This is a genomic window from Phyllobacterium sp. T2-21, from assembly GCF_055378485.1.
On record NZ_AP027912.1, the window covers coordinates 1,571,430 to 1,597,691 of the forward strand.

The 26,262-nt window shown below is 61.2% G+C and carries 22 protein-coding genes; 14 read left to right on the plus strand and 8 right to left on the minus strand.

The genetic code is table 11. The features are described 5' to 3' along the window. Positions 1–34: 34 nt before the first annotated feature. On the minus strand, positions 35–721 hold the full coding sequence (locus ACZ5FP_RS07880; RefSeq protein WP_223611522.1) for an HAD family hydrolase: 687 nt from the start codon (positions 719–721) through the stop codon (positions 35–37). A gap of 213 nt (positions 722–934) precedes the next feature. On the opposite strand from ACZ5FP_RS07880, the gene ACZ5FP_RS07885 reads away from it, so the two are divergent. Beyond that, a complete protein-coding gene (locus ACZ5FP_RS07885) occupies positions 935–2,068 on the plus strand; it encodes a DNA methyltransferase (protein ID WP_464662933.1) in 1,134 nt (377 codons plus the stop codon). Positions 2,069–2,157: 89 nt separating this feature from the next. Here ACZ5FP_RS07885 and ACZ5FP_RS07890 read toward each other — a convergent pair whose 3' ends face one another. Together ACZ5FP_RS07890 and mutY are read right to left on the minus strand one after the other, a co-directional pair. Continuing rightward, entirely contained in the window at positions 2,158–2,769 is a 612-nt protein-coding gene (locus ACZ5FP_RS07890; RefSeq protein ID WP_464662934.1) for an HAD family hydrolase, read from the minus strand. Beyond that, a complete protein-coding gene (gene mutY, locus ACZ5FP_RS07895) occupies positions 2,766–3,845 on the minus strand; it encodes an A/G-specific adenine glycosylase (protein WP_464662935.1) in 1,080 nt (359 codons plus the stop codon). The genes ACZ5FP_RS07890 and mutY overlap by 4 nt, the downstream gene beginning before the upstream one ends. 87 nt (positions 3,846–3,932) lie before the next feature. On the opposite strand from mutY, the gene ACZ5FP_RS07900 reads away from it, so the two are divergent. The 7 genes from ACZ5FP_RS07900 to ACZ5FP_RS07930 all read left to right on the plus strand — a co-directional run bounded on the left by ACZ5FP_RS07900 (position 3,933) and on the right by ACZ5FP_RS07930 (position 14,843). Continuing rightward, positions 3,933–5,243, plus strand: coding sequence for an O-antigen ligase family protein (locus tag ACZ5FP_RS07900; RefSeq protein ID WP_464662936.1), 1,311 nt, complete (start codon positions 3,933–3,935; stop codon positions 5,241–5,243). Positions 5,244–5,269: 26 nt separating this feature from the next. After that, a complete protein-coding gene (locus ACZ5FP_RS07905; protein WP_464662937.1) occupies positions 5,270–6,244 on the plus strand; it encodes an SDR family NAD(P)-dependent oxidoreductase in 975 nt (324 codons plus the stop codon). Positions 6,245–6,279: 35 nt separating this feature from the next. After that, on the plus strand, positions 6,280–6,780 hold the full coding sequence (locus ACZ5FP_RS07910; protein ID WP_223611516.1) for a DUF721 domain-containing protein: 501 nt from the start codon (positions 6,280–6,282) through the stop codon (positions 6,778–6,780). Between the two features lie 138 nt (positions 6,781–6,918). After that, positions 6,919–7,632 (plus strand): DsbA family protein, encoded by a 714-nt coding sequence (locus tag ACZ5FP_RS07915; RefSeq protein WP_464662938.1) that lies wholly within the window; start codon positions 6,919–6,921, stop codon positions 7,630–7,632. Positions 7,633–7,704: 72 nt separating this feature from the next. Continuing rightward, complete coding sequence (gene smc, locus ACZ5FP_RS07920; protein WP_464662939.1) at positions 7,705–11,163, plus strand: chromosome segregation protein SMC; 3,459 nt, start codon at positions 7,705–7,707, stop codon at positions 11,161–11,163. Between the two features lie 174 nt (positions 11,164–11,337). Next, a complete protein-coding gene (gene ppdK / locus ACZ5FP_RS07925; protein ID WP_464662940.1) occupies positions 11,338–14,001 on the plus strand; it encodes a pyruvate, phosphate dikinase in 2,664 nt (887 codons plus the stop codon). An 89-nt stretch (positions 14,002–14,090) separates the two neighbouring features. After that, positions 14,091–14,843, plus strand: a complete 753-nt coding sequence (locus tag ACZ5FP_RS07930; RefSeq protein WP_464662941.1) for a polysaccharide deacetylase family protein — start codon at positions 14,091–14,093, stop codon at positions 14,841–14,843. 51 nt (positions 14,844–14,894) lie between these two features. Here the strand turns inward: ACZ5FP_RS07930 and ACZ5FP_RS07935 are convergent, their stop codons facing one another. Then, entirely contained in the window at positions 14,895–16,103 is a 1,209-nt protein-coding gene (locus ACZ5FP_RS07935; RefSeq protein WP_464662942.1) for an MFS transporter, read from the minus strand. A 175-nt stretch (positions 16,104–16,278) separates the two neighbouring features. Here ACZ5FP_RS07935 and ACZ5FP_RS07940 point away from each other — a divergent pair, with 175 nt between their 5' ends. Continuing rightward, on the plus strand, positions 16,279–17,178 hold the full coding sequence (locus ACZ5FP_RS07940) for a LysR family transcriptional regulator (RefSeq protein WP_464662943.1): 900 nt from the start codon (positions 16,279–16,281) through the stop codon (positions 17,176–17,178). On the opposite strand, the gene ACZ5FP_RS07945 is transcribed toward ACZ5FP_RS07940, so the two are convergent. After that, positions 17,168–18,202 carry a calcium:cation antiporter gene (locus tag ACZ5FP_RS07945; RefSeq protein ID WP_464662944.1) on the minus strand — a complete coding sequence of 345 codons (1,035 nt, stop codon included), beginning with the start codon at positions 18,200–18,202 and terminating at the stop codon, positions 17,168–17,170. The two genes, ACZ5FP_RS07940 and ACZ5FP_RS07945, sit on opposite strands and share 11 nt — an antisense overlap. A gap of 333 nt (positions 18,203–18,535) precedes the next feature. Here ACZ5FP_RS07945 and gnd point away from each other — a divergent pair, with 333 nt between their 5' ends. Continuing rightward, positions 18,536–19,558, plus strand: a complete 1,023-nt coding sequence (gene gnd, locus ACZ5FP_RS07950; RefSeq protein WP_464662945.1) for a phosphogluconate dehydrogenase (NAD(+)-dependent, decarboxylating) — start codon at positions 18,536–18,538, stop codon at positions 19,556–19,558. 337 nt (positions 19,559–19,895) lie between these two features. Beyond that, on the plus strand, positions 19,896–20,891 hold the full coding sequence (locus ACZ5FP_RS07955) for an OmpA family protein (RefSeq protein WP_464662946.1): 996 nt from the start codon (positions 19,896–19,898) through the stop codon (positions 20,889–20,891). Positions 20,892–20,963: 72 nt separating this feature from the next. Here the strand turns inward: ACZ5FP_RS07955 and ACZ5FP_RS07960 are convergent, their stop codons facing one another. Continuing rightward, positions 20,964–21,380, minus strand: coding sequence for a hypothetical protein (locus ACZ5FP_RS07960; RefSeq protein WP_464662947.1), 417 nt, complete (start codon positions 21,378–21,380; stop codon positions 20,964–20,966). A gap of 217 nt (positions 21,381–21,597) precedes the next feature. Further along, a complete protein-coding gene (locus ACZ5FP_RS07965) occupies positions 21,598–22,689 on the minus strand; it encodes a citrate synthase/methylcitrate synthase (RefSeq protein ID WP_464662948.1) in 1,092 nt (363 codons plus the stop codon). Positions 22,690–22,776: 87 nt separating this feature from the next. Between ACZ5FP_RS07965 and ACZ5FP_RS07970 the strand changes: the two genes are divergently transcribed. From ACZ5FP_RS07970 to ACZ5FP_RS07980, 3 genes are all read left to right on the plus strand, one after another. After that, entirely contained in the window at positions 22,777–23,925 is a 1,149-nt protein-coding gene (locus ACZ5FP_RS07970; protein ID WP_464662949.1) for a citrate synthase, read from the plus strand. A gap of 137 nt (positions 23,926–24,062) precedes the next feature. After that, a complete protein-coding gene (locus ACZ5FP_RS07975) occupies positions 24,063–24,473 on the plus strand; it encodes a YciI family protein (RefSeq protein WP_464662950.1) in 411 nt (136 codons plus the stop codon). A 53-nt stretch (positions 24,474–24,526) separates the two neighbouring features. Next, on the plus strand, positions 24,527–25,786 hold the full coding sequence (locus ACZ5FP_RS07980) for an RNA polymerase sigma factor (protein ID WP_464662951.1): 1,260 nt from the start codon (positions 24,527–24,529) through the stop codon (positions 25,784–25,786). On the opposite strand, the gene ACZ5FP_RS07985 is transcribed toward ACZ5FP_RS07980, so the two are convergent. Further along, complete coding sequence (locus ACZ5FP_RS07985) at positions 25,783–26,247, minus strand: N-acetyltransferase family protein (protein WP_464662952.1); 465 nt, start codon at positions 26,245–26,247, stop codon at positions 25,783–25,785. The two genes, ACZ5FP_RS07980 and ACZ5FP_RS07985, sit on opposite strands and share 4 nt — an antisense overlap. Between the last annotated feature and the right edge of the window lie 15 nt (positions 26,248–26,262).

Sequence of the window (26,262 nt, forward strand, 5' to 3'; positions counted from 1 at the left end):
CCACGCACCTCAGTTTTTGCCGGATCAGCTGATCCTAGACGGCTTCGGACCAGACGGCCATGGCCTCGATAACGGCGGGGAGGTCGCGGTGGCGGCTGATGACGGTTTCAGCGCCGGCATCGGTCAGCTTGTCCGCGTGGCCCGGATAGGTATGGGCGCCGCCGGTAAAGCCGATAACCCGCATGCCTGCGGTCACCGCCGCATGCACGCCGTGCGCGGAGTCTTCGATCACGATGCAGCGGGCAGGATCGACATTGAAATGCTTGGCGGCGTAGATGTAGACATCCGGCGCCGGCTTTGATTTCCGGGTTCCCACTTCGCGCGCCGAGAAAATATTGGGAGCGAAGAGCTCGTAGAGCGAGCTTTGCTCCAGCATCATCTTCAGCGAAGCGCTGGTCGAGTTCGAGGCAATGCATTTGGGATATTTGAGCGCGGCGACGACCGGTTCGATACCCTCGATGACATTCAGTTCATGGCGCAGCTTGTGGTCCATCTGACGGGCGGATTCCTCGATCAGCGACGCGGAAATCGGGACACCCGATTCTTTCTCCACCTGAATGAGGATGTCGGTCCAGGTCAGTCCGGCAAAGCGCTCGGCGATAGCCTCGGCTTCAATCGGATAGCCCGACTCCGTCAACAGTTTCGATTCGACTTCGGCGGCCAATATCTCTGAATCGACGAGCACGCCATCGCAGTCGAAAATAATCAGCTGGGGTTCCATTACGTCATACCTGTTCGTGAAAAATGGCTGCATCGCGCAGCTTTGGGTCAAGTCTGGGGGATTACCGGCATCGACTACACTCTTATTGGCGATGCGTCAAAGAAAAGCGCATTGTTTTCATTCACGGATATCTGTCGGCCTTAACGCGATGTTTACCCTGCTCGGTAACCATAAGGTCAGTTCAGTAACGCGTCTCCAGTAATCGAGTATCCCATGTCCGTTGTTCGTCTCGTCAATGACCTGCCCCAGGCTGCACCGCAATCCTCCTGGCTCGACACGATCCTCAAAGGCGACTGTGTTGCCGCCCTCAATCGTCTTCCCGATCATTCGATCGATGTCATCTTTGCCGATCCGCCCTACAATCTGCAGCTTGACGGCGATCTGCATCGCCCGGACCAGTCAAAGGTCGATGCTGTTGATGATCATTGGGACCAGTTCGACAGTTTCCAGGCGTATGATGCCTTCACGCGCGCCTGGCTGCTTGCCTGCCGCCGCGTCCTGAAGCCGAACGGCACCATCTGGGTCATCGGCTCCTATCACAATATCTTCCGCGTTGGCGCCACCATGCAGGATCTCGGATTCTGGATGCTCAACGACATCATCTGGCGCAAGAACAACCCCATGCCGAATTTCCGTGGCCGCCGTTTCCAGAACGCGCATGAAACCATGATCTGGGCGTCGCGTGACCAGAAGGGCAAGGGCTACACCTTCAACTATGAAGCGATGAAGGCTGCCAATGACGATTTGCAGATGCGGTCCGACTGGCTGTTTCCCATTTGCACCGGTGCGGAGCGTCTGAAAGATGAGAATGGCGACAAGATCCACCCGACACAGAAGCCGGAAGCCCTCCTGGCCCGTATTCTCATGGCTTCGTCCAAACCCGGCGACATCATTCTCGATCCATTCTTCGGGTCGGGAACAACAGGCGCGGTCGCCAAACGTCTGGGCCGCCATTTTGTCGGCGTTGAACGGGAACAGAAATACATCGACGCGGCGATGAGCCGGATTGCCTCGGTCGAGGAGCTGGGCGGCGCCGAACTCAAGGTGATGACCGGCAAGCGGGCCGAGCCGCGTGTTGCCTTCGGCAGCATCGTCGAAGCAGGGCTCTTGAAGCCCGGCGTCGTCTTGAGCGACATTCGCCAGCGGCATGCGGCCATCGTGCGCGCTGACGGAACCGTTGCCAGCAATGGCGATGCGGGTTCGATCCACCGTATGGGCGCCAAGGTGCAGGGCTTTGATGCCTGCAACGGCTGGACGTTCTGGCACTATGAGGAAGACGGCAAGCTCAAGCCGATCGACGAACTGCGCAAGCAGGTCCGCGACGGAATGGTTTCCGCCGGCGTGTAAATCCCAATCCGATCGGACGAGACCTCCAGTACCGCTCTGATCCCGAAACGCCCAAGGTTCACCTTGGGCGTTTCGTTGTGTGCAGCGGATCAGACGCGGATGCCGAGGCGGTTGAGGTCAGCGCGCAGCGTTTGCGGATCGATGAACTGCACCGACTGCCATCCGGCAGCCTGCGCCCCGGCGACATTCTTGGCGCTGTCATCGATGAAAAGCGTGGCGGCGGGATCCACGCCGAATGTTGCGACGTGATGGTTATAGATTGCCTTGTCAGGCTTGATCAGGCCGATATCGCCGGAGATGGTCACGCCGCGGCTTTCCGTCAGGAACGGGAAGCGCTGCCAGGCTTCGCGCAGCGTATCTGAGGCGAAATTCGTCAGCATCGTCACATCGTGCCCGTCGGCGATCAGCTGGCGCATGATGACGACACTGTCGTCGATGCTATGGGTGATCATCTGGTGCCAGTTCTGCCGGAAGGCGCGGATCTGGTGTTCGCGGTCGGGAAAATCAGCGATCAGCAGCGCTTCGGCATCGGCCCATTTGCGGCCGCGATCCTGTTCGATGTTCCACTCGTGGGTGCAGACGTTGTCGAAGAACCATTTGCGCTCGGCCGCATCCGGGATGACACTGCGGAGAGCAACATCGGGATCATAGTGAATAAGAACCTGTCCGATGTCGAAAACGATGTGTTTGACGGGTGTCATGCCTCTTTCCTTCTTTTCTCGAAAGCATCCGGTATTGCGGCAGCAATGGCTTTTTTCATCACCGTCGGCAATGCCTCATTGTCCAGTTTCTCCACGCTGATCCACCAGCCATCCGTGCCGGCCGGCTTGCGCACGTTCCGGGCCGCGTAGATCGTCAGGCGCAGCTCAAAATGCGTGAAAATATGGGTTATCGTGCCGCTGGGCACCCATTCGGCATCAAAGGGAGCCGCATCGATACCCGTTTCACCATCGATTCGGGAGTTCCACTCCGTCGTCGGCACCTCGGTCATGCCGCCAAGCAATCCCGTTTGAGCCCGTCCGCGCAGATAGACTTCACCATTGGTGGAAACGGCGATGAACGCCGCGCCCAGCCGAATTGGCTTTTCCTTTTTGGGCGCCTTCACCGGGAAAAACTCCGGGTCCGTGGTTTTCAGGGCCTCGCAATTGTCGTTGAGGGGGCAGATCACGCAGGCCGGCCGCTTGGGCGTGCAGATGGTTGCGCCGAGGTCCATCATCGCCTGCGCAAAATCACCCGGCCGTTTGTCGGGGGTCAGCAGCTGCATCAGCCGCCGGATCTCGGGCTTCGCCGCGGGCAGGGGCGTCGACAGGGCATAGAGGCGCGTGATGACACGCTCGACATTGCCGTCGACAACGGCAATCGGCATGCCGAAGGCAATGGATGCGATGGCCGCCGCCGTATAGTCGCCGATTCCCGGCAATGATTTGAGCCCGGCAAGATCGGCGGGAAAATGCCCGCCGAAGTCCGCTGCCACGATATCGGCACACTTTTTCAGGTTGCGCGCCCGGGAATAATAGCCAAGCCCGGCCCAGGCGCGCATCACGTCATCCTGGCTGGCGGCAGCCAGGTCCATGACCGTTGGCCACTTGCGTATGAAGGTCAGGAAATAGGGTTTTACCGCCTCGACCGTCGTCTGCTGAAGCATGATTTCCGACAGCCAGATGCGGTAGGGATTAGCTACAATTCCGGACTTGTGATCCCCCGGCGTTATGCGCCAGGGTAAAATGCGATGATGGCTATCATACCAGGCGAGCAGTTCATTCGTTATTGGTTGCATCAATTCAAAACTGCTTTACAGGGAAGTGAAGTGACATTTCTCATGAAACGGTTGCGAAAGTAAATTCAAGAACATTCGGATTCATAAATGTTCCCAGCTCAGTTGACCAACGCCCTGCTGCTACCCACAAAAGGGCGTCTCGTCGGTATTGATCGCAACAATCGCATCTTCACTTTCCTGTTTGCACTTTTCCCCGGCTTGCTGGTCAGCGGAACCTCGGTAACGCTGGTTTGCGCCTTCCTTTGGGCGATAATTTCCCTGGTCCTGCGGCGCTTTCCCTGGCAGATGACGCGCCAGGACCGCATCATCGGCTGGATTTTTACCGCCTATGTCTTGGTGACGGTTCTCGTCGTGCTTCTCAGCCCGAATCTGGCGAAGGGTGCTGAATATCTCTTGAAGATGATCCCGTTCCTGGCGGTCTGGGCCATTATCCCCAGGCTGAGGGTGAGTCTCGACGGACGTATCGGTCCGTTCTTCGTGACCGGAGCGGGCATCGGAATGATCGGCGCCCTGATTTACAGCGTGGTCCAGATGCTCCTGCATGAGAGCCGGGCCACCGGCGGTGCGGGCAACGCTGCGGTTTTCGGGCTGTTCGCCGTGCTGTTCGGCAGCATCGCCCTGCTCAATGTCCACTCACAAAGCAAAACCGAACGGCTGATTGCGGTTGCAGGCTTCACCTGCGGGCTGGTCTGCGTGTTCCTTTCCGGCACCCGGTCGGCCTGGCTCGTCATCCCGTTTCACTGCGCCATCCTGTTCTGGTACCTGCGCGGCCAGACACTGCCCTCGATCAATCGAACCGTTAAATTATTGATGGCGCTTTTGCTCGTGGTCGTGGCTCTTGCGGCAGTCCCGAAGGTCATGGACCGCTACAGCGCGTTGCAAACCGACATCGTGCGGCTGGACGAAGATCCCAACGACATCAGCTCGCTGAGTGCCCGGCTCCTGCTGTGGAGCGGGGCTGAAAAGGCATTTCTCGCGTCACCGTTTGTCGGACAGGGCCCGCAAAACCGCATGCAGTCGGTCAACAGGGCTTTGGATCTGCCTCCCGAGAAGTACATGCTGTTCACGCATGTCCATAACGGCTTTTTGAATGCGGCAGTCGATGGCGGGGTGCTGGGGGTTCTGGCGCTGCTTCTGCTGCTGTCGGCCCCCATCGTCGCCGCGCGCCTGAAGGAACCCGGACCCGGGCGGGATTTGACGACGGCGCTTTCCTTGCTGCTCGTGACGGCTTATGTGATCACGGGAATGTTTGGCATCATGTTCGGGCACGACGCGACCGACGCGGTCTTCATCTACGTGACGCTGCTCATTTGCACGATTTCCGGTCCGACGCCCTATCTGTCGGTGCGGGAAATCGCGGACCGCGCCGAACAAGACAAAGCCGCACTAGCGGCATGACAATGGGTTGGGGATAAAGTTCTGACATGAAAGCGATTGTTACCGGAGCGGCAGGCTTTATCGGCTTTCACGTGGCAAGGCGGCTCGCCAGGGAAGGCTTTGAGGTCATCGCCATCGACAACCTCAATGACTATTATCAGGTGGCCCTCAAGGAGACCCGCCTGTCGGCGCTCGATGGCCAGTCCAATATCCGTTTTGCCCGCGCCAATATTGCCAGGCCCGAGGAATTGCGTGCCGCGATTGCCGGCGACATGGATGCCGATGTCATCGTGCATCTGGCGGCTCAGGCGGGTGTGCGCTACTCCGTCGAAAATCCCGCCGCCTATGTCGATGCCAATGTTCAGGGACAGGTGACTGTGTTTGAACAGGCCCGCGTGATGCCGAAGCAGCCGCCGGTCGTCTATGCAAGCTCGTCGTCGGTTTACGGCGCCAATACCAAGGTGCCGTTTTCCGAGAGCGATCCGGTCAACAATCCGGTGTCCGTCTATGCGGCGACAAAGCGCTCCGCTGAACTGCTGGCCTATTCCTATGCGCATGTCCACAAGATCGCTTCGACCGGCCTGCGCTTCTTCACGGTCTATGGCCCCTATGGCCGTCCTGACATGGCGCCCTGGCTGTTCACGGACGCCATTTCAAAGGGCGAGCCGATCAAGGTCTATAATCACGGCAAGATGGCGCGCGATTTCACCTTCATCGATGATATTGTCAGCGGCGTGCTTGGTGCGGTGAACCGCATCCTGTCCAATCCGGCGGAAACTGCACCGGTCTACAATCTCGGCAACAACAATCCGGTGGCGCTGCTGCGCTTTATCGAAATCATCGAGCAGGCTGTGGGACGCGAAGCCGTCAAAAAGTTCGAGCCAATGCCCCCGGCGGATGTCGAGCGCACCTATGCCGACATCGACCTTGCCACGCGTGATCTCGGCTTCTGCCCGAAGACGACGCTGGAGGAGGGTATTCCCCTGTTTGTCGAATGGTTTCGCGGCTATAATGGCCGCTGACGCTTCCATTCCGGACATGCAAGGCAGTTTGCACCATGAGCGATGACCGCAAGCAAAGGGGATTCCGGCCATTGGCCGATCCCGCATCGGGCGTGCTCGATCCTGTCCTGCGCAAGCGCGCCGGGATCACTATAGAGCTTGTTCAGGCTTGGGAAGAAGTGGTTGGCCCCGCTCTTGGTGACCAGTCCCGCCCGCTGAAGCTGCTGTGGCCACGCCGTGCGCATGAGGACGACCCGTTCCAGCCGGCGACACTGGTGATTGCCTGCCAGGGGTTTACCGCCATGCGCATCCAGCACGAGACCGGTGAAATCATCAGCCGGGTCAATGCCTTTCTCGGCTTTGCCGCAGTCGGCCGCATCAAGATCGAGCAGAAGGCGATCACGCTGCCCGCGCCGAAGCGGCGTGCATTGCCGCCGGTCGACGCGGCAACCAGGGGGAAGATCAGTCGCGTCGTCGAAGCCATCGAGGACGATAGCCTGCGCGAGGCGCTGGAACGGCTCGGGCAAAGCATCCACGCGGAAAAGATCAAGCGCTGAAACACGTTCTGCCTGATTTTATCCCGTTCAGATCACGAAAAATTCAAAGACAGATGGCAAGCTCTGCCTTAAAGAGACTGCCATAGGGCTCTACGGAGTCAAACAACGCATAATCAACACCGGAGACAGGTGATCCTTATGACTGACATGCTGACACGCCGAAACATTCTGACCCTCGCGGCCGTATCGACGGCGGCGCTCGCTGTGACTGCGGGCAACCCGGCATGGTCAGAAGATGCGGCCAAGCCCGCCGCGACGCCGTTGCCCGGTACGCCCGCCGACGTCAAGATTCCGGAATCCGCTGGAAAGGTCGATCAGGCCAAGCTGATGGAGCAGGGACCTCTCAAGGATATCGTGCTTGGCAAGGCCGACGCCCCGGTCACCATCGTCGAATACGCGTCGATGACCTGCCCGCATTGCGCCCACTTCACCGTTGCCACGCTGCCGGCGATCAAGGAAAAGTACATCGACACGGGCAAGGCCAAGCTCATCCTGCGCGAATTCCCGTTCGATCCGCGCGCTGCCGCTGCCTTCATGCTCGCCCGCTGCGCCCCGGAAGACCGCTACTATCCGCTTGTCGATGTGCTGTTCAAACAGCAGGAACAGTGGGCCGCATCGGCAAATGCCGTAGAACCTTTGATGCAAATCTCCAAATTGGCCGGTTTTACACAGGAGTCGTTCAACGCTTGCTTGACGAACCAAAAACTTCTGGATGATGTGAATGCATCGCGTGACCGCGGAGCCAAGGATTTCGGCGTCAATGCTACGCCGACCTTCTTCATCAACGGCACGAAATATGCAGGAGCCCTATCGGTTGACGAAATGTCAGCGATTATCGACGGTCTACTCTGATAACTGCCTGTTGAATTCAGGCGGACGCCTTGCCGCGTCCGCCCTTGCGGTTTTGTGCGGGAAGGGCCTCTGATGCGCTTCACGAAACTCCGCCTCCTCGGTTTCAAATCCTTCGTCGAACCCGCCGAATTCGTCATTGAAAGCGGATTGACCGGCGTTGTCGGCCCCAATGGCTGCGGCAAGTCCAATCTCGTGGAAGCCCTGCGCTGGGTCATGGGCGAAAGCTCCTACAAGAACATGCGCGCATCCGGCATGGATGACGTCATTTTCTCCGGCTCCGGCACGCGCCCGTCGCGCAATACGGCCGAAGTCACGCTCTTTCTCGATAATCACGACCGCAGTGCCCCGGCAACTTTCAACGATGCCGATGAACTGCAGGTGTCGCGCCGCATCGAACGCGAGGCGGGCTCGGTCTACCGCATCAACGGCAAGGATGCCCGCGCCAAGGACGTGCAGCTGCTGTTCGCCGACCAGTCGACCGGCGCCCGGTCGCCATCCATGGTCGGTCAGGGCCGCATTGGCGAACTTATCCAGGCCAAGCCGCAGGCCCGCCGGGCACTTCTCGAAGAAGCTGCCGGCATATCCGGCCTGCACACCCGCCGCCACGAGGCGGAACTGCGCCTGCGGGCAGCAGAACAGAATCTGGAGCGGCTGGAAGACGTCGTCGGCGAGCTGGAAACCCAGATCGAGAGCCTGAAACGGCAATCGCGCCAGGCCAATCGCTTCAAGAGCCTGTCGGCGGATATCCGCCGTTCCGAAGCGATCCTCCTGCATCTGAAATGGGCTGTTGCCAAACACCAGGAGGCCGAGGCGCAATCGGCTCTGTCTGCCGCAACATCAGGCGTCGGCGATTTCGCTCAGGTCCAGATGAACGCTGCCAAGGAACAGGCGATCGGCGCGCACAAGCTGCCGGATCTGCGTGAGGCGGAAGCCAAGGCTGCCGCGGCCCTGCAGCGCCTGACCATCGCCCGCTCGCAGATCGAGGAAGAGGCCCAGCGCATCCGGGCCCGCCAGTCGGAACTGGAAAAGCGTCTGGCCCAGCTCACCGCCGATATCGCCCGCGAAGAGCAGATGGTGCGCGACAATGCCGATATTCTGGCGCGTCTCGATGCGGAAGAGCGTTCGCTCAATCAGGACAACGCCAATGCGGGCGAACACGAACTGGCAACCCGCGCCGATTTTGAACGCGCCGATGCCAAGCTCCGGGAGAGCGAAGCGGCCCTTGCCAAGGTAACCGCTGAACGCGCCGAAGCCACCGCCGAACGGGCGCAGATCGAGCGCAATTTGCGCGAAAGCACAGAGCGCCGTGACCGCCTTGCCCGCCAGATGGGCGATGTGGAACGCGATCTCGCGGCGATAGCAGCGCAGATTGCGGCTCTTGCCGATCCCATCGAGAAGCAGGCGCTGGTTGAAGCAGCCGAGGCAACGCTCGAGCAGGCCGAGGAAGCCGCCCTGGCGGCGGAAGCGGCCGTCGAGACGGCGCGCCGCACGGAAGCGCAGTTGCGCCAGCCGGTGCAGGATGCCCGCAGCAATCTCAACCGCATCGAGACTGAAGCCCGCACCTTGGCAAAGATGATCAATGTCGGCGGGTCGGACCTGTTTCCCGCTGTTGTCGAAGCGGTAAAGGTGGAAAAGGGGTTTGAAATCGCGCTTGGCGCGGCGCTCGGTGAAGATCTCGACGCGCCGCTCGACCGTAGCGCCCCGGTTTTCTGGGGTGATGTGGACGGTGCCGGTGATGATCCCGCACTGCCGGCCGGATTGAAAACCCTTGCCAGTGTGGTCAAGGCGCCGCGCCAGCTGGCCCGCCGTCTTGCCCAGATCGGCATTGTTGACGAAGCGGACGGCGCACGCATTCAGGCATCGTTGAAGCCGGGTCAGCGACTGGTCAGCCGTTCCGGTGCGCTGTGGCGCTGGGATGGCTATACGGCAAGCGCCGATGCACCGACACCGGCGGCACAGCGTCTGGCCCAGAAAAACCGCCTCGCCGAACTTGATATCGAAGTTGTCGAAGCGACGAAGCGCCTGCGTGAGGCTGAGACCGCGATTGCAGGGGCAGAAGCCGCCGTGCGCCAGTCGGTCGAGAATGAGCGTATGGCCCGCGATCACTGGCGCGCCATGCAGCGCGCCGTCAGCGATGCGCGTGAGGCGCTTGCATCGGCCGAACGGGCTGCCGGCCAGCTTTCCAGCCGCCGCGCCGCTTTGGACGAGGGCAAGGCCCGCCTCGCCGAAACGCTTGAAGAAACACAGGAACAGTTCCTTGAGGCAGAGGACCGGCTGGCCCGCGCGCCGGATCTGCAAGAGGTCAATATCCGCCTTAGCCAGCTGACCGCAGAAGTCATGACCGACCGGGCGGCGCTCGCCGAGGCACGTGCCGTGCATGAAGGCTTGCGTCGCGAGGCCGAGAACCGCATGCGGCGCCTGGAGTCCATCGGGTTTGAACGCAGGAGCTGGAACGACCGCGCGCTGAATGCCGACCGCCAGATTGAATCCCTGACCGAACGGCGGCAGGAAGCGGAAGAGGAATTTGCCGATCTGGTCGATGCGCCGGATGAAATTGCCGAACGCAACCGGGCGCTGCTGTCGCAGCTCTCGCAAGCGGAAGCGTTGCGCAAGGAGGCCGGTGATCGTCTGGCCGTGGCGGAAGCGCGTCAGCAGGAATTGGATCGCGCTGCCACCGATGCCATTCAGGCGCTGGCCACGGCGCGTGAAGGCCGGGCACGGTCGGAAGAGCGTCTTGCCGCGGCACAGGAACGCCGCCATGACGCCGAAACACGCATTGCCGAAGCCCTCAATTGCGCGCCGCATGAAGCAATGAAGCTGACCGGCCTCGGCCCCAACGATCCCTTGCCGGATGTCGATGCGACGGACCGCAATCTGGAACGGCTCAAGATCGAGCGCGAGCGCCTCGGTGCCGTCAACCTGCGGGCCGAGGAAGAGCAGGAAGAGTTGTCGGCGCGGCTCGAAGCGATTGTCAGCGAGCGCGAAGACATCATCGAGGCGGTCAAGAAACTGCGCCAGGCGATCCAGAGCCTCAATCGCGAGGGGCGCGAACGGCTGCTCGCGGCGTTCGAAGTGGTGAATACGCAGTTCCAGCGCCTGTTCACACACCTGTTCGGCGGCGGCACGGCGGAGTTGCAGTTGATTGAATCGGAAGACCCGCTCGAAGCCGGTCTTGAAATTCTTGCCCGCCCGCCCGGCAAGAAGCCGCAGACCATGACGCTGCTGTCCGGCGGCGAGCAGGCCCTGACCGCAATGGCGCTGATCTTTGCTGTGTTCCTGACCAATCCGGCGCCGATCTGCGTGCTGGACGAGGTGGACGCGCCGCTCGACGATCACAATGTCGAGCGCTTCTGCAACCTGATGGACGAGATGGCGGCCTCCACTGAAACACGGTTTGTCGTCATCACCCACAACCCGATCACCATGGCGCGCATGAACCGCCTCTTTGGCGTAACCATGGCCGAACAGGGCGTCAGCCAGCTGGTGTCAGTCGATCTCCAGACCGCCGAGCAACTGCGCGAGGCGAGCTGATACCAGACTGCTTCAAGCTTGAAATGACGAAGGATTTCAAAGATTAACGCGGATTTACTCTGCTAATCGATTTGAATGGTGCAATGCAGCATTTTTTGGTGGTGCTTCGCGAACCTATCGAATAGACCTTCTTCAGCGCTTTGCGGCGCGTGGACGGCGGCATGGGAGGCTGCAATGGTGAAGTGGGTTTACACATTCGGTGACGGCAAGGCGGAAGGCTCTGCCGGCGATCGCAACCTTCTGGGCGGCAAGGGGGCCAATCTGGCCGAGATGTGCGCGCTCGGGCTGCCGGTCCCGCCCGGATTTACCATCACGTCCGAGGTCTGCAGCTGGTTCTATGAGAATGGCCACCGCTATCCCGATACGCTCGAAGCTGATGCCAAGAAGGCGCTCGGTCACATTGCTGCGGTGACGGGCCGCGATTTCGGCGACCCGTCCAAGCCGCTGCTGGTGTCCGTGCGTTCCGGCTCCCGCGCTTCCATGCCGGGCATGATGGACACCGTGCTCAATCTCGGCCTCAATGATCAGACCGTGGAAGCCATCGCCCGCGAATCCGGCGATCCGCGCTTTGCCTATGACAGCTACCGCCGTTTCATTCAGATGTATTCCGACGTGGTCATGGGGCTCGACCATTCGGTCTTCGAGGAAATCCTCGAGGATACCAAGGCCAATCTCGGCGTCGAGATCGATACGGCGCTCTCGGCCGACGACTGGAAGGGCATCATCGACCTTTACAAGGCCAAGATCGAGGAAGAGCTGGAAGAGCCATTCCCGCAGGACCCGGAAAAGCAGCTTTGGGGCGCGATCGGCGCTGTTTTCTCCAGCTGGATGAACACGCGCGCCATCACCTATCGCCGCCTGCACAACATCCCGGAAAGCTGGGGCACGGCCGTCAATATCCAGGCCATGGTGTTCGGCAATATGGGCGAGCGTTCGGCAACGGGCGTTGCCTTCACGCGCAATCCGTCGACCGGCGAAAAGAAGCTCTATGGCGAGTTTCTCGTCAATGCGCAGGGCGAAGACGTGGTTGCGGGCATCAGGACGCCGCAGAACATCACGGAAGACGCGCGCATTGCTGCAGGTTCCGACAAGCCGTCGCTGGAAAAGCTGATGCCGGCCGCCTTTGCCGAATTCTGCGCCGTGTCGGACCGACTGGAAAAGCATTACACCGACATGCAGGATCTCGAATTCACCATCGAGAACGGCAAGCTGTGGATGCTGCAGACGCGATCCGGCAAGCGCACCGCCAAGGCTGCCCTGAAAATTGCCGTCGAAATGGCGAATGAAGGGCTGATCACACGGGAAGAAGCGGTTCTGCGCATTGATCCGGCTTCGCTCGATCAGCTGCTGCATCCCACGATCGATCCTTCGGCCAAGCGCAATGTCATCGGCAGCGGGCTTCCGGCATCGCCGGGCGCGGCGACGGGTGAGATCGTGTTCTCGTCGGAAGATGCCGAACAGCTGAAGTCGGAAGGCCGCAAGGCCATCCTCGTGCGCATCGAAACCAGCCCGGAAGACATTCACGGCATGCACGCCGCCGAAGCCATCCTGACCACCCGCGGCGGCATGACCAGCCACGCGGCCGTGGTGGCGCGCGGCATGGGCAAGCCCTGCGTCTCCGGTGCTGGTTCCCTGCGCGTCGATTACCGCAATGAAACCCTGCTGGCCGCAGGCGTGCTTTTGAAGAAGGGCGACATCATCACCATCGATGGCGGTATCGGCCAGGTGCTCAAGGGCGCCGTTCCCATGCTGCAGCCGGAATTCTCCGGCGATTTTGCCAAGATCATGGAATGGGCCGACACGACGCGCCGCATGAAGGTGCGTGCCAATGCCGAAACGCCGAATGATGCGCGCATGGCGCGCTCGTTCGGGGCCGAGGGCATCGGTCTTTGCCGCACCGAGCATATGTTCTTTGACGGCGAGCGCATCATCGCCATGCGCGAAATGATCCTGGCTGACAGCGAGAAGGGCCGCCGCGCCGCGCTCGACAAACTGTTGCCGATGCAGCGCGCCGATTTCAAGGAACTGTTCGAAATCATGAACGGCCTTCCCGTGACGATCCGGTTGCTTGACCCGCCGCTGCACGAATTCCTGCCGAAGACGGAAGAGGAAATCGCGGAAGTTGCTGCTGTCATGAATGTCAGCCCGGAGAAACTGCGCGAGCGCACCGACAGCCTGCATGAATTCAACCCGATGCTGGGCCATCGCGGCTGCCGCCTCGCCATTTCCTATCCGGAAATTGCCGAAATGCAGGTGCGGGCGATTTTCGAAGCCGCCGTGCAGGCGGCGGAAGTCACCGGCGCGCCGGTCGAACCGGAAATCATGGTGCCGCTGGTTGGCCTGCGTGCCGAACTTGATTTCGTCAAGGCCCGCATCGATGCGGTCGCCGCCGACGTGATGAAGGAAGCGGATATCAGGATCAATTACCTCGTCGGCACGATGATCGAACTGCCGCGCGCTGCGGTACGTGCGCATTCGATTGCCGAGGTGGCGGAGTTCTTCTCCTTCGGCACCAACGATCTGACCCAGACAACCTTCGGTATTTCGCGCGACGATGCATCCGCTTTCCTGATGACCTATCAGATGAAGGGTATCATCCAGCAGGACCCGTTCGTCTCCATTGACGTGGACGGCGTCGGCGAACTGGTGCGTATTGCTGTGGAAAAGGGCAAGGCAACCCGCCCGGATATCAAGCTTGGCATTTGCGGCGAACATGGCGGCGATCCGGCTTCCATTCACTTCTGCGAAGAAACCGGCCTTGACTATGTCTCCTGCTCGCCGTTCCGCGTGCCGATCGCGCGCCTGGCGGCGGCACAGGCCTCGGCCAAGCAAAAATAGTGCCTTGGCCCTGTTGGCAGGGCCGGTGCCGCATTTTGGACGTGATCTGCGCGTGTATCTGCGGGCAATTCTCAAGATTGGTAAACACCGTGCGCTCAGCTTCTGCCATCATCGCTGCTCTTCTTCTCGTCACGCCTGCGGGGATCGCAACGGCCGGGGATCATCCGGCGCCATTCGTCGAGCCGAAGCTTTATATCGCCAAGGGCGGCGCCGCGGCGCCGCAGGTGGCCCTGACGCTGGATGCCTGTTCGGGGCAGACGGACCTGCGCATTCTCAACACGCTGGTTGAAAACCGCATCCCGGCAACGATCTTCGTCACCGCCCGCTGGATGCGGCACAATGCCGAGGCGCTTGCGGTCATGAAGGCGCATCCCGACCTGTTCGAACTGGAAAATCACGGTTTCAACCACATCCCCGCCATCGACAACCAGCCCACCATGTTCGGGTTGAAGACGGCAGGCTCGGAAGCCGCCATCCGCAATGAAATCCAGGGCGGTGTCGACGCCATGCTGAAAGCCTCCGTCGCCAAGCCGGTCTGGTATCGCGATGCGACCGCCCGCTACAGCGAAGACGGTATCCGCATCATCCATGAGATGGGCTACCGCGTGGCCGGTTACTCGCTCAATGCCGATATGGGTGCCTCGCTGATGGCCGGGCTGGTGGAAAAGCGTATTGTCGCTGCCAAGGATGGCGATGTCATCATCGCCCATATCAACCAGCCGGGCCGGGTGGCCGGTGCCGGTGTTGTCAAAGGTGTTTTGGCCCTGCAGCAAAAGGGCTTCCGCTTCGTGCGCCTGCAGGACGTGACCGTTTCCGCCCAGCCGGTGCGCTCCGGGGTCTGATCAAACCGGCAGCGAAAGACCGCCGCCGGTTTTGCTTTCTCACAATCTTATTTATGCCGCTGTTACTGCGGCCGGAAAGCCGTGGCTTCGTGCCCGGACGGCGGCGATGAAGGCCAGGGCGAGCAGTACCAGCAGCACCCATGAGAACGAGGTGACGCCGGTTGTTTCCAGGAGGAAGCCGCCGATGATGCCGCCGCCGGCAATGCCGATGTTCCAGACGGTGACGATCATCGATTGCGCGACATCCGCCGCATCACCCGCGGTTTTAGCCGATGCGGTCTGGAACAGGGTCGGCACGCCGCCATAGGTCAGACCCCAGATGGCGAAGCTGAGATAGACCATCGTGCTGTTGGCGGACCAGATGGCAAGGAGAACGGCGGCCACGGCAAAGGCCGCGATGCAGATCAGCGTGAGTTCACGCAGCCAGCGGTCGATCATCAGGCCGATCATCCAGGTGCCGAGAATGGCGGACAGGCCAAAGACGAACAGCACCTTGTCGATGCTTCCGGCGAGCCCGGCGGGAACCAGAAACGGCGCAATGTAGGTATAGAGCACGTTATGGGCCACCACATAGGTGAGCGTGACAAACAGCACCGCCTTGACGCCCGGAATGGCGAAGACGCCGGAGATCGGCAATTGCCTGCCCGCTTCCTGGCCGGGAAAGTCCGGCAATTTCCAGATGGTCCAGCCAACCAGCAGCACCGTCAGCCCGCTCATGATGCCGAACGTGTATTGCCAGCCGACAAACGCGCCCAGAAATGTCCCGGCGGGCACGCCGAGGGACAGCGCGACGGGCGCGCCAAGCATGGCGACGGCCATGGCCTTGCCTTTCATGTGGTCGGGCACCATGCGCCCGGCATAACCGGCAACCAGCGCCCAGAGCAATCCGGCGAAAACACCGGCAAAAAATCGGGCGCCGAGCGTGAGCGTGTAGCTGGTGGAAACCGCCGTGATCGTGTTGACGATGGCAAATCCGCCGATGGCGCTGAGCAGCAGCGGCTTGCGCCGCCATCCGCGTGTGGCTGCGGTCAGCGGGATAGCGGCGATGAGGGAGCCGAGAGCGTAGATGGTGACGAGCTGGCCCACCAGCGATTCGGGCACTGCCAGACTGGCGCCCATCTGGGGCAGCAGACCCGCCGGCAGCGCTTCGGTGAGGACGGTGATGAAACCGGCTGCTGCAAGGGCAAGCAGGCCGCTGAGCGGCAGCCGGAAGGAGGAGGCGGGAGTAGCCTCGTCCAGCGATGTTGTGATCGATGTCATGTCTTTGCCTGGTCAATAGGTACGGGGTTGGGCAGGCGGAGAGGCGATGCCTTTACAGTGCAAAGCTTCACACCCGCGATGGGAAACCGAACCTAGTCATCTTCGCGAAACGGAAAAACAGGCTATAGTTCCTTTCACAAGCGACATTTTTGTCGGCAATGAAGAGGTGGTGTCGATGGACAATCTGGGCTCGTGGAATGCCTTCGTGCAGGCCGCCGAATACCGCAGTTTCGTGGCCGCCGGCCGCCACCTCGGCGTTTCCCCCTCTGCCATCGGCAAATCCATTGCGCGGCTGGAGGAGCGGCTTGGTGCCCGGCTTTTTCACCGCAGCACCCGCAGCATCACGCTGACGCCGGAAGGCTCGCTGTTTCTGGAGCGGTGCCGCCGCATTTTCTGCGAGATCGAGGCGGCTGAACTGGAATTGTCGCAGGCCAATGAGGCGCCGCGCGGCAGGTTGCGTGTCAGCATGCCGATTGCGGACCGGTTGATGATGCCGGTGCTTTCCGCCTTCATGCGCGCCTATCCCGATATCGAGCTGGACATTGACTGTTCCGACCGGCTGGTCGATGTGATCGAGGACGGTTTCGACGCGGTCCTGCGCACCGGCGAGCCGAATGATTCGCGGCTGATGACCCGGGTGCTCGGCTCGTTCCGCAAGCGCCTCGTTGGATCACCGGACTATTTCGCGCGCATGGGAACACCGGAAGTGCCGGAGGACCTGACGCGGCATCATTGCCTGTTTTACCGCTATCCGACCACCGGGAAATTGCAACTCTGGCCGCTGTCCCGCGATGGCAGGGATGTGGAGCTTGACCTGCCCGCGACCCTCGTCTGCAACACGTCGGCACCGCAGATTCACATGGCGCAGGAGGGGCTTGGCATCGCCTGCCTGCCGGATTTCACCATAATGGACGAGCTGCGGGCTGGAACGCTGGTCAGCGTTCTCGATGATTTCATCCCGTTTTCCGGTACGTTCCGCGTGCTCTGGCCGTCGAGCCGCTATCTCTCGCCCAAGCTGCGGGTGTTCGTCGATTTCGTCGCCGAACACCTCGATCTTGCGCCGGTCAGGGGCTGAAGATCAGCACGAGATAGACGAAGAAGATCATCAGATGCACCGCGCCTTCAAGCACCGTCGTGCGCAGGCCGGAAAAGGTCAGGGTGCTGAGGATCAGCGTTACCGCCAGCAGGGTCATTTCGGTGGATGACAGGCCGAGAATGGCGGTCTGGCCGGTGAACAGGCTGATGGCAAGCACGGCCGGTACGGTCAGGCCGACGGTCGAGGTTGCCGCACCCAGGCACAGATTGACCGCGCGCTGCAGTTCATTGCCGGAAACGGCGCGCAGCGCGGTGATGGCTTCCGGCGTGAAGACGATGGCGGCGATGAGCAAACCGCCGAGTGCGGTGGGCGCGCCGAAGCTGGCAATGCCATGGTCGAGCAGCGAGGCCAGGCTCTTTGACAGCAGCACGATCGGCAGGATGTTCAGGATCAGCAGCAGCGTGTGGCCGCCAATCGACCCGGCAGGCTTCGCGTGGGGCGCTTCGATTTCAGGCGATGCCTGCAGAACGTCCTCGTCTCCCTTGGGATAGACGAAAAAGTCGCGGTGCCGCCCGGTCTGCAGCACGAGGAAAATCACATAGAGGGCGATGGTGAAAATCGAGAAGAACACCGATTGCACCACGGTGAGGGAGCCATTGCTGGTGGAAACCGTAAAGTTCGGCAGGATCAGCGGGATGACCGTCAGCGGAATGATGACGATGAGATAGGATGCCGCGCCCTGCAGATTGTAGCCCTGCTGGCCGTAACGCAGCCCGCCGATGAGCAGGCCAAGGCCGACCACGCCGTTCAAAACGATCATCAGCACCGCGAACATCGTGTCGCGGCCGAGCGTCGGCGCATCCGAACTCAGCATCACGGCGCTGATCAGCACGACTTCGATGATGACGATGGAGAGGGTGAGAATGAGCGTTCCGAGCGGTTCGCCCAGCAGTTCCGCCAGTTCCTCCGCCTCATGCACGACGCCGAAGGCCGACCAGATGATGACGCCGAACAGCCAGACAAACAGAAACGAAGCTTTCATCACCGAACTCAGATCGGCCATCCAGCCATATCCGAAAACAAGAAAGGCACCCACAGTTGCCCAAGCTACAATCAGTCTGATCCATCCGGATATCATCGGCCCTCCTTCATCGGGTTGAGGTATCATTTCGTCTTGCAGAACCTATACAGGAAATTACCGGCGATCTTACCGTTTTCTGACGCTTTATCAAAGATTTCGCTCTGCCAACCGATACTCGCCCATGCCCTGGCCGCTGCTATCACGCGCTTATGACGCAACGCTTGCTTGTGTCCGTGGTCCTGTCTGCCTAACTTGCTCCCGATGAGGAGCCCGCGGGCTCCCCCGACGGATTGCAAACACTCCAAGGAGAATGAAATGCAGCTTGGCATGATTGGGTTAGGGCGCATGGGCGCCAACATGGCGCAGCGCCTCATGAAGCGTGGTCACGCCCTCGTGGTTCACGACACCCGTGCCGAAAGCATGGCGGACCTGCAAAAACAGGGCGCGACCGGAACGGTCGTGCTGGAGGAGTTCGTCTCGCTTCTGGCCAAGCCGCGCGCCATCTGGCTGATGCTGCCCGCCGCCGTTGTCGACAGCGTTCTCGCCAAGCTCGTGCCGCTGCTCGAGCCGGGCGATATCCTCATCGATGGCGGCAATTCCTATTATCACGACGATATCCGCCGCGGCGGCGAGCTGAAGACAAAAGGCCTGCACTATGTCGATGTCGGCACCAGCGGCGGCGTCTTCGGACTGGAGCGCGGCTATTGCCTGATGATCGGTGGCGAAAAGGACGTGGTGGAGCATCTCTCGCCCGTATTCGCCTCGCTGGCGCCGGGTGGCAACGATCCCGCCGCGCCAGCCGTGGCTGCGCCGGGCAAGAGCACGGCGCCGCTCGGTTATCTGCATTGCGGTGCCAATGGTGCGGGCCACTTCGTCAAGATGGTCCATAACGGCATCGAATATGGTTTGATGGCGGCCTATGCGGAAGGCCTGAACATTCTGCGCAATGCGGATATCGGCCTGCGCTCGCATGAGGTGGACGCGGAAACCACACCACTCCTGCATCCCGAGCATTATCAATACAGTTTCGACCTGCCGCAGATCGCCGAGGTCTGGCGCCGTGGCAGCGTGATCAGCTCCTGGTTGCTGGATTTGACCGCCGACGCCCTGAACGACGATCCGACCTTGTCGAATTTCCAGGGGCGTGTTTCGGATTCGGGCGAGGGGCGTTGGACGGCCATCGCCGCCATTGACGAGGCCGTACCCACGCCGGTTCTCAGCGCGGCGCTGCAGGAGCGTTTCAGCTCGCGCGGCAATGCCGACTTCGCCAACAAGGTGCTGTCGGCCATGCGCAGCGAGTTTGGCGGCCATGTGGAGAAACCCGCTTCCAAAGCCTGAGGCCCCGTGCGCAGCTCTGGTCCGGTCCCGTTACGGGGCCGGAGCGGAGCTGTCTGTACATTGCGCTGGAATTTCGAACTATTGTTTTTGTATTTTGCTATTTGTTTAGACATTTCTCTTGGCGGAAGACGGGCATCCCGCATGTATTAAAACTGTGATCAAACGCCTGTAGAATCGCCAGATTTTGTCTGTCGGTTGATCATTCAATGGTGAAAACGGGATATGTTTTGTGTATTGCTAAATGATTTTTGTATTATTATAAAGCAATCCCGTAGCGCAGCTTGTCCAAGGTTTCAGGCCGGCAGTGCAACAGCGTCACATCATTTTGGAGATACTCATGACATCGAAACTCTGCAGCGGAGTCTTCGCGGCACTTATGTTCATGGCCGTTTTCATCGCATCGTCGGCCCATGCGGCAGACAAGCCGGGCTGCCAGGATTTCCCCGGTATCAAGCGCTTTGAAGGGTCATCGATCATGTTGTGCGATGCGCGAAACTTTGCGGAATATACCCTGCCGACCGGAAAGTGGATCAAGAACGAGGATGACTCCGCCAAGTCGGATTTTGCCAGCAAGGAAGCACTGGAAGGCCGCCTGACGCAGAATGTCTATTCCGTTCCTGCCGGACCTTCCTCGGCCGAAGTGTTCCGCAACTACCTGAACGATCTGCAATCGGCGGGCTACAAGGTCCTGTTCCAGGCCAAGCAGGCCGACACCTATCAACTGGAGAACGTCTTTGGCGAAAAGGGCCCCGGCGGCCAGCTTTTCGGCTACAGCCCGGACGAGGCGCGTTATGTGGCGGCCGTCAAGGAAGAGGGCGGCGTTAAAACCTACATCGCGCTCTACGTCATCGAATTCGAGGATGGCTATGTGCCGGAATTCGATGCGGTCAAGGGCCAGGTCTATGTCCGCCTTGACTCCCTGCAGGTCGGCAACCTGACCGACCAGATGGTCGTGGTGTCCGCCTCGCAGATCAGCAAGAGCCTCGATACGGCGGGCAAGGTTCTGCTCTACGGTATTCATTTCGACTTCAACAAGGCGTCAATCAAACCGGAGTCGCGCCCGAGCCTTGATGAAATCGCCAAGTTCCTGAAGGATCAGCCGAACGAGAAACTCGATGTGGTTGGCCATACCGACAATATTGGCGGTGCTGACTTCAACATGCAGTTGTCGAAGGCGCGGGCCGATGCGGTTGTCGCCGATCTGGTCAGTACCTACAGTGTTTCGGCGAGCCGTCTCAAGGCGAAGGGAGAGGGCTTGCAGTCGCCTGTCGCATCGAATGACGACGAAGCCGGACGGGCCAAGAACCGCCGGGTGGAACTTCATCGCCAATAGCACTGGCGCACTCTATGCGAGAACAGGAAAGGCGGCTCACGGAGCCGCCTTTTTGCTGTAGATGGCTGCCGGTCAGTTTGGCCGCACGCTGGCTTGCCGGTTGCAATCGCCGCCGCAGGCGTCAGGCGAAACAAACTGCATGGTGAAGACCTGGCCGCCAATGCCCTGGGCAAGTTCCGGTGACAATGTCAGCGGCGTGCAATCCTTGACGGCGGAAATGGCCGCATCGATGAATGATTTGCGTGCCGCCGCGTCATTGCCCGGAAAATCGATGGCAGCCGTTCGCGGCGGGCCGATCAGCGAGCCGTCGCGCTTGAAGCTGAAACGGAGTGTCACGGTGGATTTTTGTGACCCCTCCGGCGCAGTCCAGCAGGCATGAAGCGCTTTGCCGACATCATCCATAGTGGTCAGCGGGCCGGCCATCACGGAGGGAGTGGTGGAGAGCGTCATGGCGAGTGCCAGAGACAGGCGATTGAGAAGCTGTGTCATGATCCCAGTTGCTCCTTTTGAATGTCCAAAGACGGTGCACTTGAGTCCATCGGTAGAATACCACCAAAATCCCGTTTTTGTGAGTAAAAATACTATCTAAGGTTGAACATTACTGGGGTAATTGCAGTATTATCTGGGATATCCGGGTTTAAACACGCACATGTGATGGTGGATGGCCCTTTCGGGCCGTTTCCACCATCCCATTACTTCGAAAAACCTATGCGGCCTTGATCGGGCGCGGTCCGATATACCGCGATTGCGGGCGAATCAGCCGGCCATGTTGGGTCTGCTCTCTTGCATGGGCGATCCAGCCGCCGACCCGTCCCATGGCGAAGACGCTGGTAAAGCTGTCCCGCGGAAAACCAAGCGTTTCCAGCAGCAGTGCCGTATAGAATTCCACATTGGTCTTGAGCGGGCGGTCGGGTTTGCGGCGGGCGAGAATGCGCAATGCCGCCGCTTCGACGCTCTCCGCCAGCTTGAAGCGGCCCGCACCGTGATTGCCCGTTCCAGCCAGCCGCCGCAGCGCCTGCATCAATGCATCCGCGCGCGGGTCGCGCACCCGGTAGATGCGATGGCCGAATCCCATCAGTCGCTCGCCGTCGTCTAGTGCTCTTTCCAGCCATGCTTCGGCATTGTCCGGTGTGCCGATGGCATCGAGCATGTCGAGAACCGGCCCCGGTGCACCGCCATGCAGCGGCCCCTTGAGCGCGCCGAATGCAGCCAGCACGGAGGACACCAGTCCCGCATGGGTGGACGCCACCACCCGTGCCGCGAATGTCGAGGCGTTCATGCCGTGATCGCTGACCGTAACGAGATAGGTATCGAGTGCGGCGGCTTCCTGCCGTGTGACGGTTCGGCCGTGCAACATGTGCAATATATCCGCGGCGTGGCTGAGCGCGGTGTCGGGGGCGACAGGTGCCTGGCCGTTCTTCAGCCGGATGACCGCCGGGGTGAACACGGCGGGAGCCGCGATCAGGCGCAGGGCGGTGGCAAGGTCATCGCCATCGGCGAATTGGGCGGTCAGCGCGCGCACCGCATCGGTGACCGGCAGTGCGAGCAAGGGCGCGGCAGCATCGGGTATCGCGTTGAATATCTCCTGCCGGGCGAGGCCGGTGCGCGTGCGCAGTCCGTCCGCATCGAGCTTTTCGTCAAAGGCATCCGACAGCAGCAGCGCCAGCAGTTCCTCATAGGGGACAACGCCGGCCAATTCATCCAGCGACCGGCCGCGAATGATCAATATGCCTCCAAGCCCGTCAACATCCGACAGCGTGGTTTCCGTGGCGACAACGTCATCAAGACCGTTTTTCATGGCAAACTCCAGTTTTTGTTTCCGCCACAGGATGAGGTGCGCTATGATTGACGTCAATCTTGACGTAAATGATCAATGTGAGGTTCCATGGCGTGGTTGACGGCATCGCAGGCTCTGGCGGCCCTTGGCGTCCAGCCGCAGACCCTTTACGCCAATGTCAGCCGGGGACGGATTCAGGCCAAGCCCGATCCGCAGGACCCGCGCCGCAGCCTTTACAAGAGCGAGGATGTGAAACGCCTCGCCGGACGCAAGGCCGGGCGGCGCACGGTGGCCAATGTCGCCGCCGAGGCGATCGGCTGGGGCGATCCGGTCCTGCCGTCGAGCATCTCGACCATTGCCGACGGGCGCCTATGGTATCGCGGCAGGGATGCGTCCGCACTGGCCGCCTCGTCGACACTTGAACAGGTTGCAGCGCTGTTGTGGGAAGCGGGGGAAATCACCGCGTCACCTTCCGCCCATGATATGCCCAAGTCCGACCGCCCGCTGGAGGCAGCCATGATTGTCCTTGCCCGGCGTGCCGCAACGGACCTGCCGGCTCATGGCCGTTCGCGTGCCGTGCTGGTTGCCGAGGCATCCGGTGTCTTTGCGGACGTCGTTGCGGCGATGCTTGGCACCGGCAGCGCCGCCAATCACGCCGTTCACATCCGACTGGCCCATGCCTGGAATGCGCCGGAGGCGGAAGACTGCATCCGCCGGGCGCTGGTTCTGCTGGCCGATCACGAACTCAATGCCTCGACCTTTGCGGCCCGCGTCGCCGCCTCGACCGGAGCGCCGCTGTCGGCCGGCATGCTCGCCGGTCTCGCCGCGCTGACCGGGCCGCTGCATGGCGAGGCCTATCTCAGCGTGCAGGCGCTGGTCCGGATCGCACAGGCCACCGGCGCAGGTTTTGCGATACGCGAACTGCTGGCCCAGGGCAGGGCCATTCCTGCCTTCGGGCACCCGCTCTATCCCCATGGTGACCAGCGCGCCACGGCGCTGCTGGCACAGTTCGAACCGGGCGCCATCTATCGGCAGATTCGCGAAACGGCAGAGATGCTGACCGGCGAGCAGCCCAACATTGATTTTGCTCTCGCCGCCATGACCGATGGCTTTGGTTTGCCTCCGGCGGCACCCGTCATTCTCTTCGCCATTGCCCGCTCCGTCGGCTGGATTGCGCATATTCTGGAACAACAGTCGATGAACCAGCTGATCCGCCCGCGTGCCCGCTACACCGGCCCGCCCTTGTCCCTGTCCTGAACCCGGCATTCGCCCATGAAAAAATTCAGGCGATATGTCGATACCGGTAAATCCCGCGCGTCGTGTCATCGGAGCGAGGGTTTACCAACGGCCGGACCATCCGGCCGCCCGGCATCCGAACCGAAGGAGAAACGACAATGCGATTCATGATTCTGGTGAAGGCAACGAAAGATTCGGAAGCCGGCGTCATGCCGCCGGAGGAACTCTTCAGCGCCATGGCCGATTATCACGAACAGCTGGCGAAAGCCGGGGCGCTGCTGGACGCCAATGGCCTTCAACCCACTGCAAAGGGCTGGAAAATCCGGTATTCCGGCGGCAAGCGGACCGTGATCGACGGGCCGTTCGCCGAAGCCAAGGAACTGGTGGCGGGCTACACCATCATTCAGGTGAAGACGCGCGAGGAGGCGATTGAATGGGCCAACCGGTTTCCCAATCCGCATCCGGACAGTGGCGAGATCGAAATCCGGCAGATGTTCGAACTCGAAGATTTCGGCGAATTCGAAGCCATCGACCGCTTTCGCGACATGGGCGCCGGCCAGAACAAGTAAGCCGCACGTCGCGATCTTGCGCGACGGCCCCGAAGGTGATGTGATCGGCCCTTATGACGACCGCCGCCGAAACCCATCGTGCCATCGAAACCGTGTGGAAAATCGAGCAGGCCCGGATCATTGCCGGGCTTGCGCGCATTGTCAGGGATGTCGGGCTTGCCGAAGAACTGGCGCAGGAGGCGCTGATCGCCGCACTGCGCCATTGGCCGTCGGAGGGCATCCCGCGCAATCCCGCCGCATGGCTGATGGTCACCGGCAAACGCCGGGCCATCGATCACTTCCGCCGCACGAAGATGCTGAAGCGCAAGCACGGGCAGTTGGGCTATGACGCGGAAATCGAACAGGCCGCCATGCCGGATTTCGATACGGCGCTGGACGACGACATCGGCGACGACATGCTCAGCCTCATCTTCACCGCCTGCCACCCCGTGCTATCGGCCGAGGCGCGCACGGCGCTGACGCTGCGCATGATTGGCGGGCTGACGACGGAGGAGATCGCGCGCGCCTTCCTGACACCTGAAGCCACCGTTGCCCAGCGCATCGTCCGGGCCAAGCGCACGCTGTCGGAGGCGAATATTCCCTTCGAGGTGCCGCGCGGCAAGGACCGCACGGAACGTCTCGCCTCGGTGCTTGCCGTGCTTTACCTGATTTTCAACGAGGGCTATTCGGCCACCGCGGGAGATGACTGGATCAGGCCGCAACTGGCACAGGAAGCCATGCGGCTCGGGCGGATCCTTGCTGATCTGATGCCGGATGAACCGGAGGTGCACGGGTTGATCGCCCTTATGGAAATTCAGGCCTCGCGCTTTGCCGCGCGGGTCGGGCCGTCGGGCGAACCGGTCCTGCTGTTCGACCAAAACCGCGCGCACTGGGACCATCTGCTGATCCGGCGCGGGTTGGCGGCGCTGGAGCGGGCCGAAAGGCTGGGCACCGTCTACGGCCCCTATGGCCTGCAGGCGGCCATCGCCGCCTGCCATGCACGGGCGCGAACCGCCGAGGAAACCGACTGGGTCCGGATCGCCGCGCTCTACGAGCAGCTGGCAAAGCTCATGCCATCGCCTGTCGTCGAGCTCAATCGGGCGGTAGCGCTTTCCATGGCTTTCGGTCCGCAAGCCGGGCTCGACCTTATTGACCAGCTGACTGGCGAGCCGTCCCTGCAGGCTTATCACCTCCTGCCAAGCATTCGCGGCGACCTCCTGCTGAAACTCAAGCGGCCGGATGAAGCGCGGGCCGAGTTCGAGCGGGCCGCAAGTCTCACGCGCAATGCCCGCGAGCGCACAATCCTCCTGGAGCGCGCGGCTTCCTGTGCCTAGCGCTGCAATGCGAGCTTCATGCCCTCATGGCTGGCGACAAATCCCAGCGCTTCGTAGAAACGCGCCGCGTCGGGCCGCGTCTTGTCGGTGGTAAGCTGCACCAGCCCGCACTGGCGTTCGCGGCAGGCGTCGATGGCCCATTCAAACATGCGGCGGCCAAGCCCGCCGCGCCGGTGCGTTTCGGCAATCCGCACGCTTTCGATCTGCCCGCGCCACATGCCGGTGCGTGATAATCCGGGGATGAAGGTGATCTGGGCGCAGCCGACAACCAGTCCTCCGTCTGCCGCCACGACCAGAAGCTGGTTCGGGTCGCTGTCGATGGCGGCAAAGGCCGAGCGGTAACGCGGGTCGACCGGATCGGAGATCACCTCGCGCTGGCTGCCGAGCGGATCATCGGCCAGAAGCGCGACAATGGCGGGGAGATCGGCGCTTGTGGCCTTGCGGATGATGGGGTCGGTCAACACTGGTCTCCCACC

What these genes read in the sequence shown, in the direction of transcription:
- ACZ5FP_RS07880 (WP_223611522.1), bottom strand. Translation starts at nt 721, where the DNA reads ATGGAACCCCAGCTGATTATTTTCGACTGCGATGGCGTGCTCGTCGAT.
- ACZ5FP_RS07885 (WP_464662933.1), top strand. Translation starts at nt 935, where the DNA reads ATGTCCGTTGTTCGTCTCGTCAATGACCTGCCCCAGGCTGCACCGCAA.
- ACZ5FP_RS07890 (WP_464662934.1), bottom strand. Translation starts at nt 2,769, where the DNA reads ATGACACCCGTCAAACACATCGTTTTCGACATCGGACAGGTTCTTATT.
- mutY (WP_464662935.1), bottom strand. Translation starts at nt 3,845, where the DNA reads ATGCAACCAATAACGAATGAACTGCTCGCCTGGTATGATAGCCATCAT.
- ACZ5FP_RS07900 (WP_464662936.1), top strand. Translation starts at nt 3,933, where the DNA reads ATGTTCCCAGCTCAGTTGACCAACGCCCTGCTGCTACCCACAAAAGGG.
- ACZ5FP_RS07905 (WP_464662937.1), top strand. Translation starts at nt 5,270, where the DNA reads ATGAAAGCGATTGTTACCGGAGCGGCAGGCTTTATCGGCTTTCACGTG.
- ACZ5FP_RS07910 (WP_223611516.1), top strand. Translation starts at nt 6,280, where the DNA reads ATGAGCGATGACCGCAAGCAAAGGGGATTCCGGCCATTGGCCGATCCC.
- ACZ5FP_RS07915 (WP_464662938.1), top strand. Translation starts at nt 6,919, where the DNA reads ATGACTGACATGCTGACACGCCGAAACATTCTGACCCTCGCGGCCGTA.
- smc (WP_464662939.1), top strand. Translation starts at nt 7,705, where the DNA reads ATGCGCTTCACGAAACTCCGCCTCCTCGGTTTCAAATCCTTCGTCGAA.
- ppdK (WP_464662940.1), top strand. Translation starts at nt 11,338, where the DNA reads ATGGTGAAGTGGGTTTACACATTCGGTGACGGCAAGGCGGAAGGCTCT.
- ACZ5FP_RS07935 (WP_464662942.1), bottom strand. Translation starts at nt 16,103, where the DNA reads ATGACATCGATCACAACATCGCTGGACGAGGCTACTCCCGCCTCCTCC.
- ACZ5FP_RS07940 (WP_464662943.1), top strand. Translation starts at nt 16,279, where the DNA reads ATGGACAATCTGGGCTCGTGGAATGCCTTCGTGCAGGCCGCCGAATAC.
- ACZ5FP_RS07945 (WP_464662944.1), bottom strand. Translation starts at nt 18,202, where the DNA reads ATGGCCGATCTGAGTTCGGTGATGAAAGCTTCGTTTCTGTTTGTCTGG.
- gnd (WP_464662945.1), top strand. Translation starts at nt 18,536, where the DNA reads ATGCAGCTTGGCATGATTGGGTTAGGGCGCATGGGCGCCAACATGGCG.
- ACZ5FP_RS07955 (WP_464662946.1), top strand. Translation starts at nt 19,896, where the DNA reads ATGACATCGAAACTCTGCAGCGGAGTCTTCGCGGCACTTATGTTCATG.
- ACZ5FP_RS07960 (WP_464662947.1), bottom strand. Translation starts at nt 21,380, where the DNA reads ATGACACAGCTTCTCAATCGCCTGTCTCTGGCACTCGCCATGACGCTC.
- ACZ5FP_RS07965 (WP_464662948.1), bottom strand. Translation starts at nt 22,689, where the DNA reads ATGAAAAACGGTCTTGATGACGTTGTCGCCACGGAAACCACGCTGTCG.
- ACZ5FP_RS07970 (WP_464662949.1), top strand. Translation starts at nt 22,777, where the DNA reads ATGGCGTGGTTGACGGCATCGCAGGCTCTGGCGGCCCTTGGCGTCCAG.
- ACZ5FP_RS07975 (WP_464662950.1), top strand. Translation starts at nt 24,063, where the DNA reads ATGCGATTCATGATTCTGGTGAAGGCAACGAAAGATTCGGAAGCCGGC.
- ACZ5FP_RS07980 (WP_464662951.1), top strand. Translation starts at nt 24,527, where the DNA reads ATGACGACCGCCGCCGAAACCCATCGTGCCATCGAAACCGTGTGGAAA.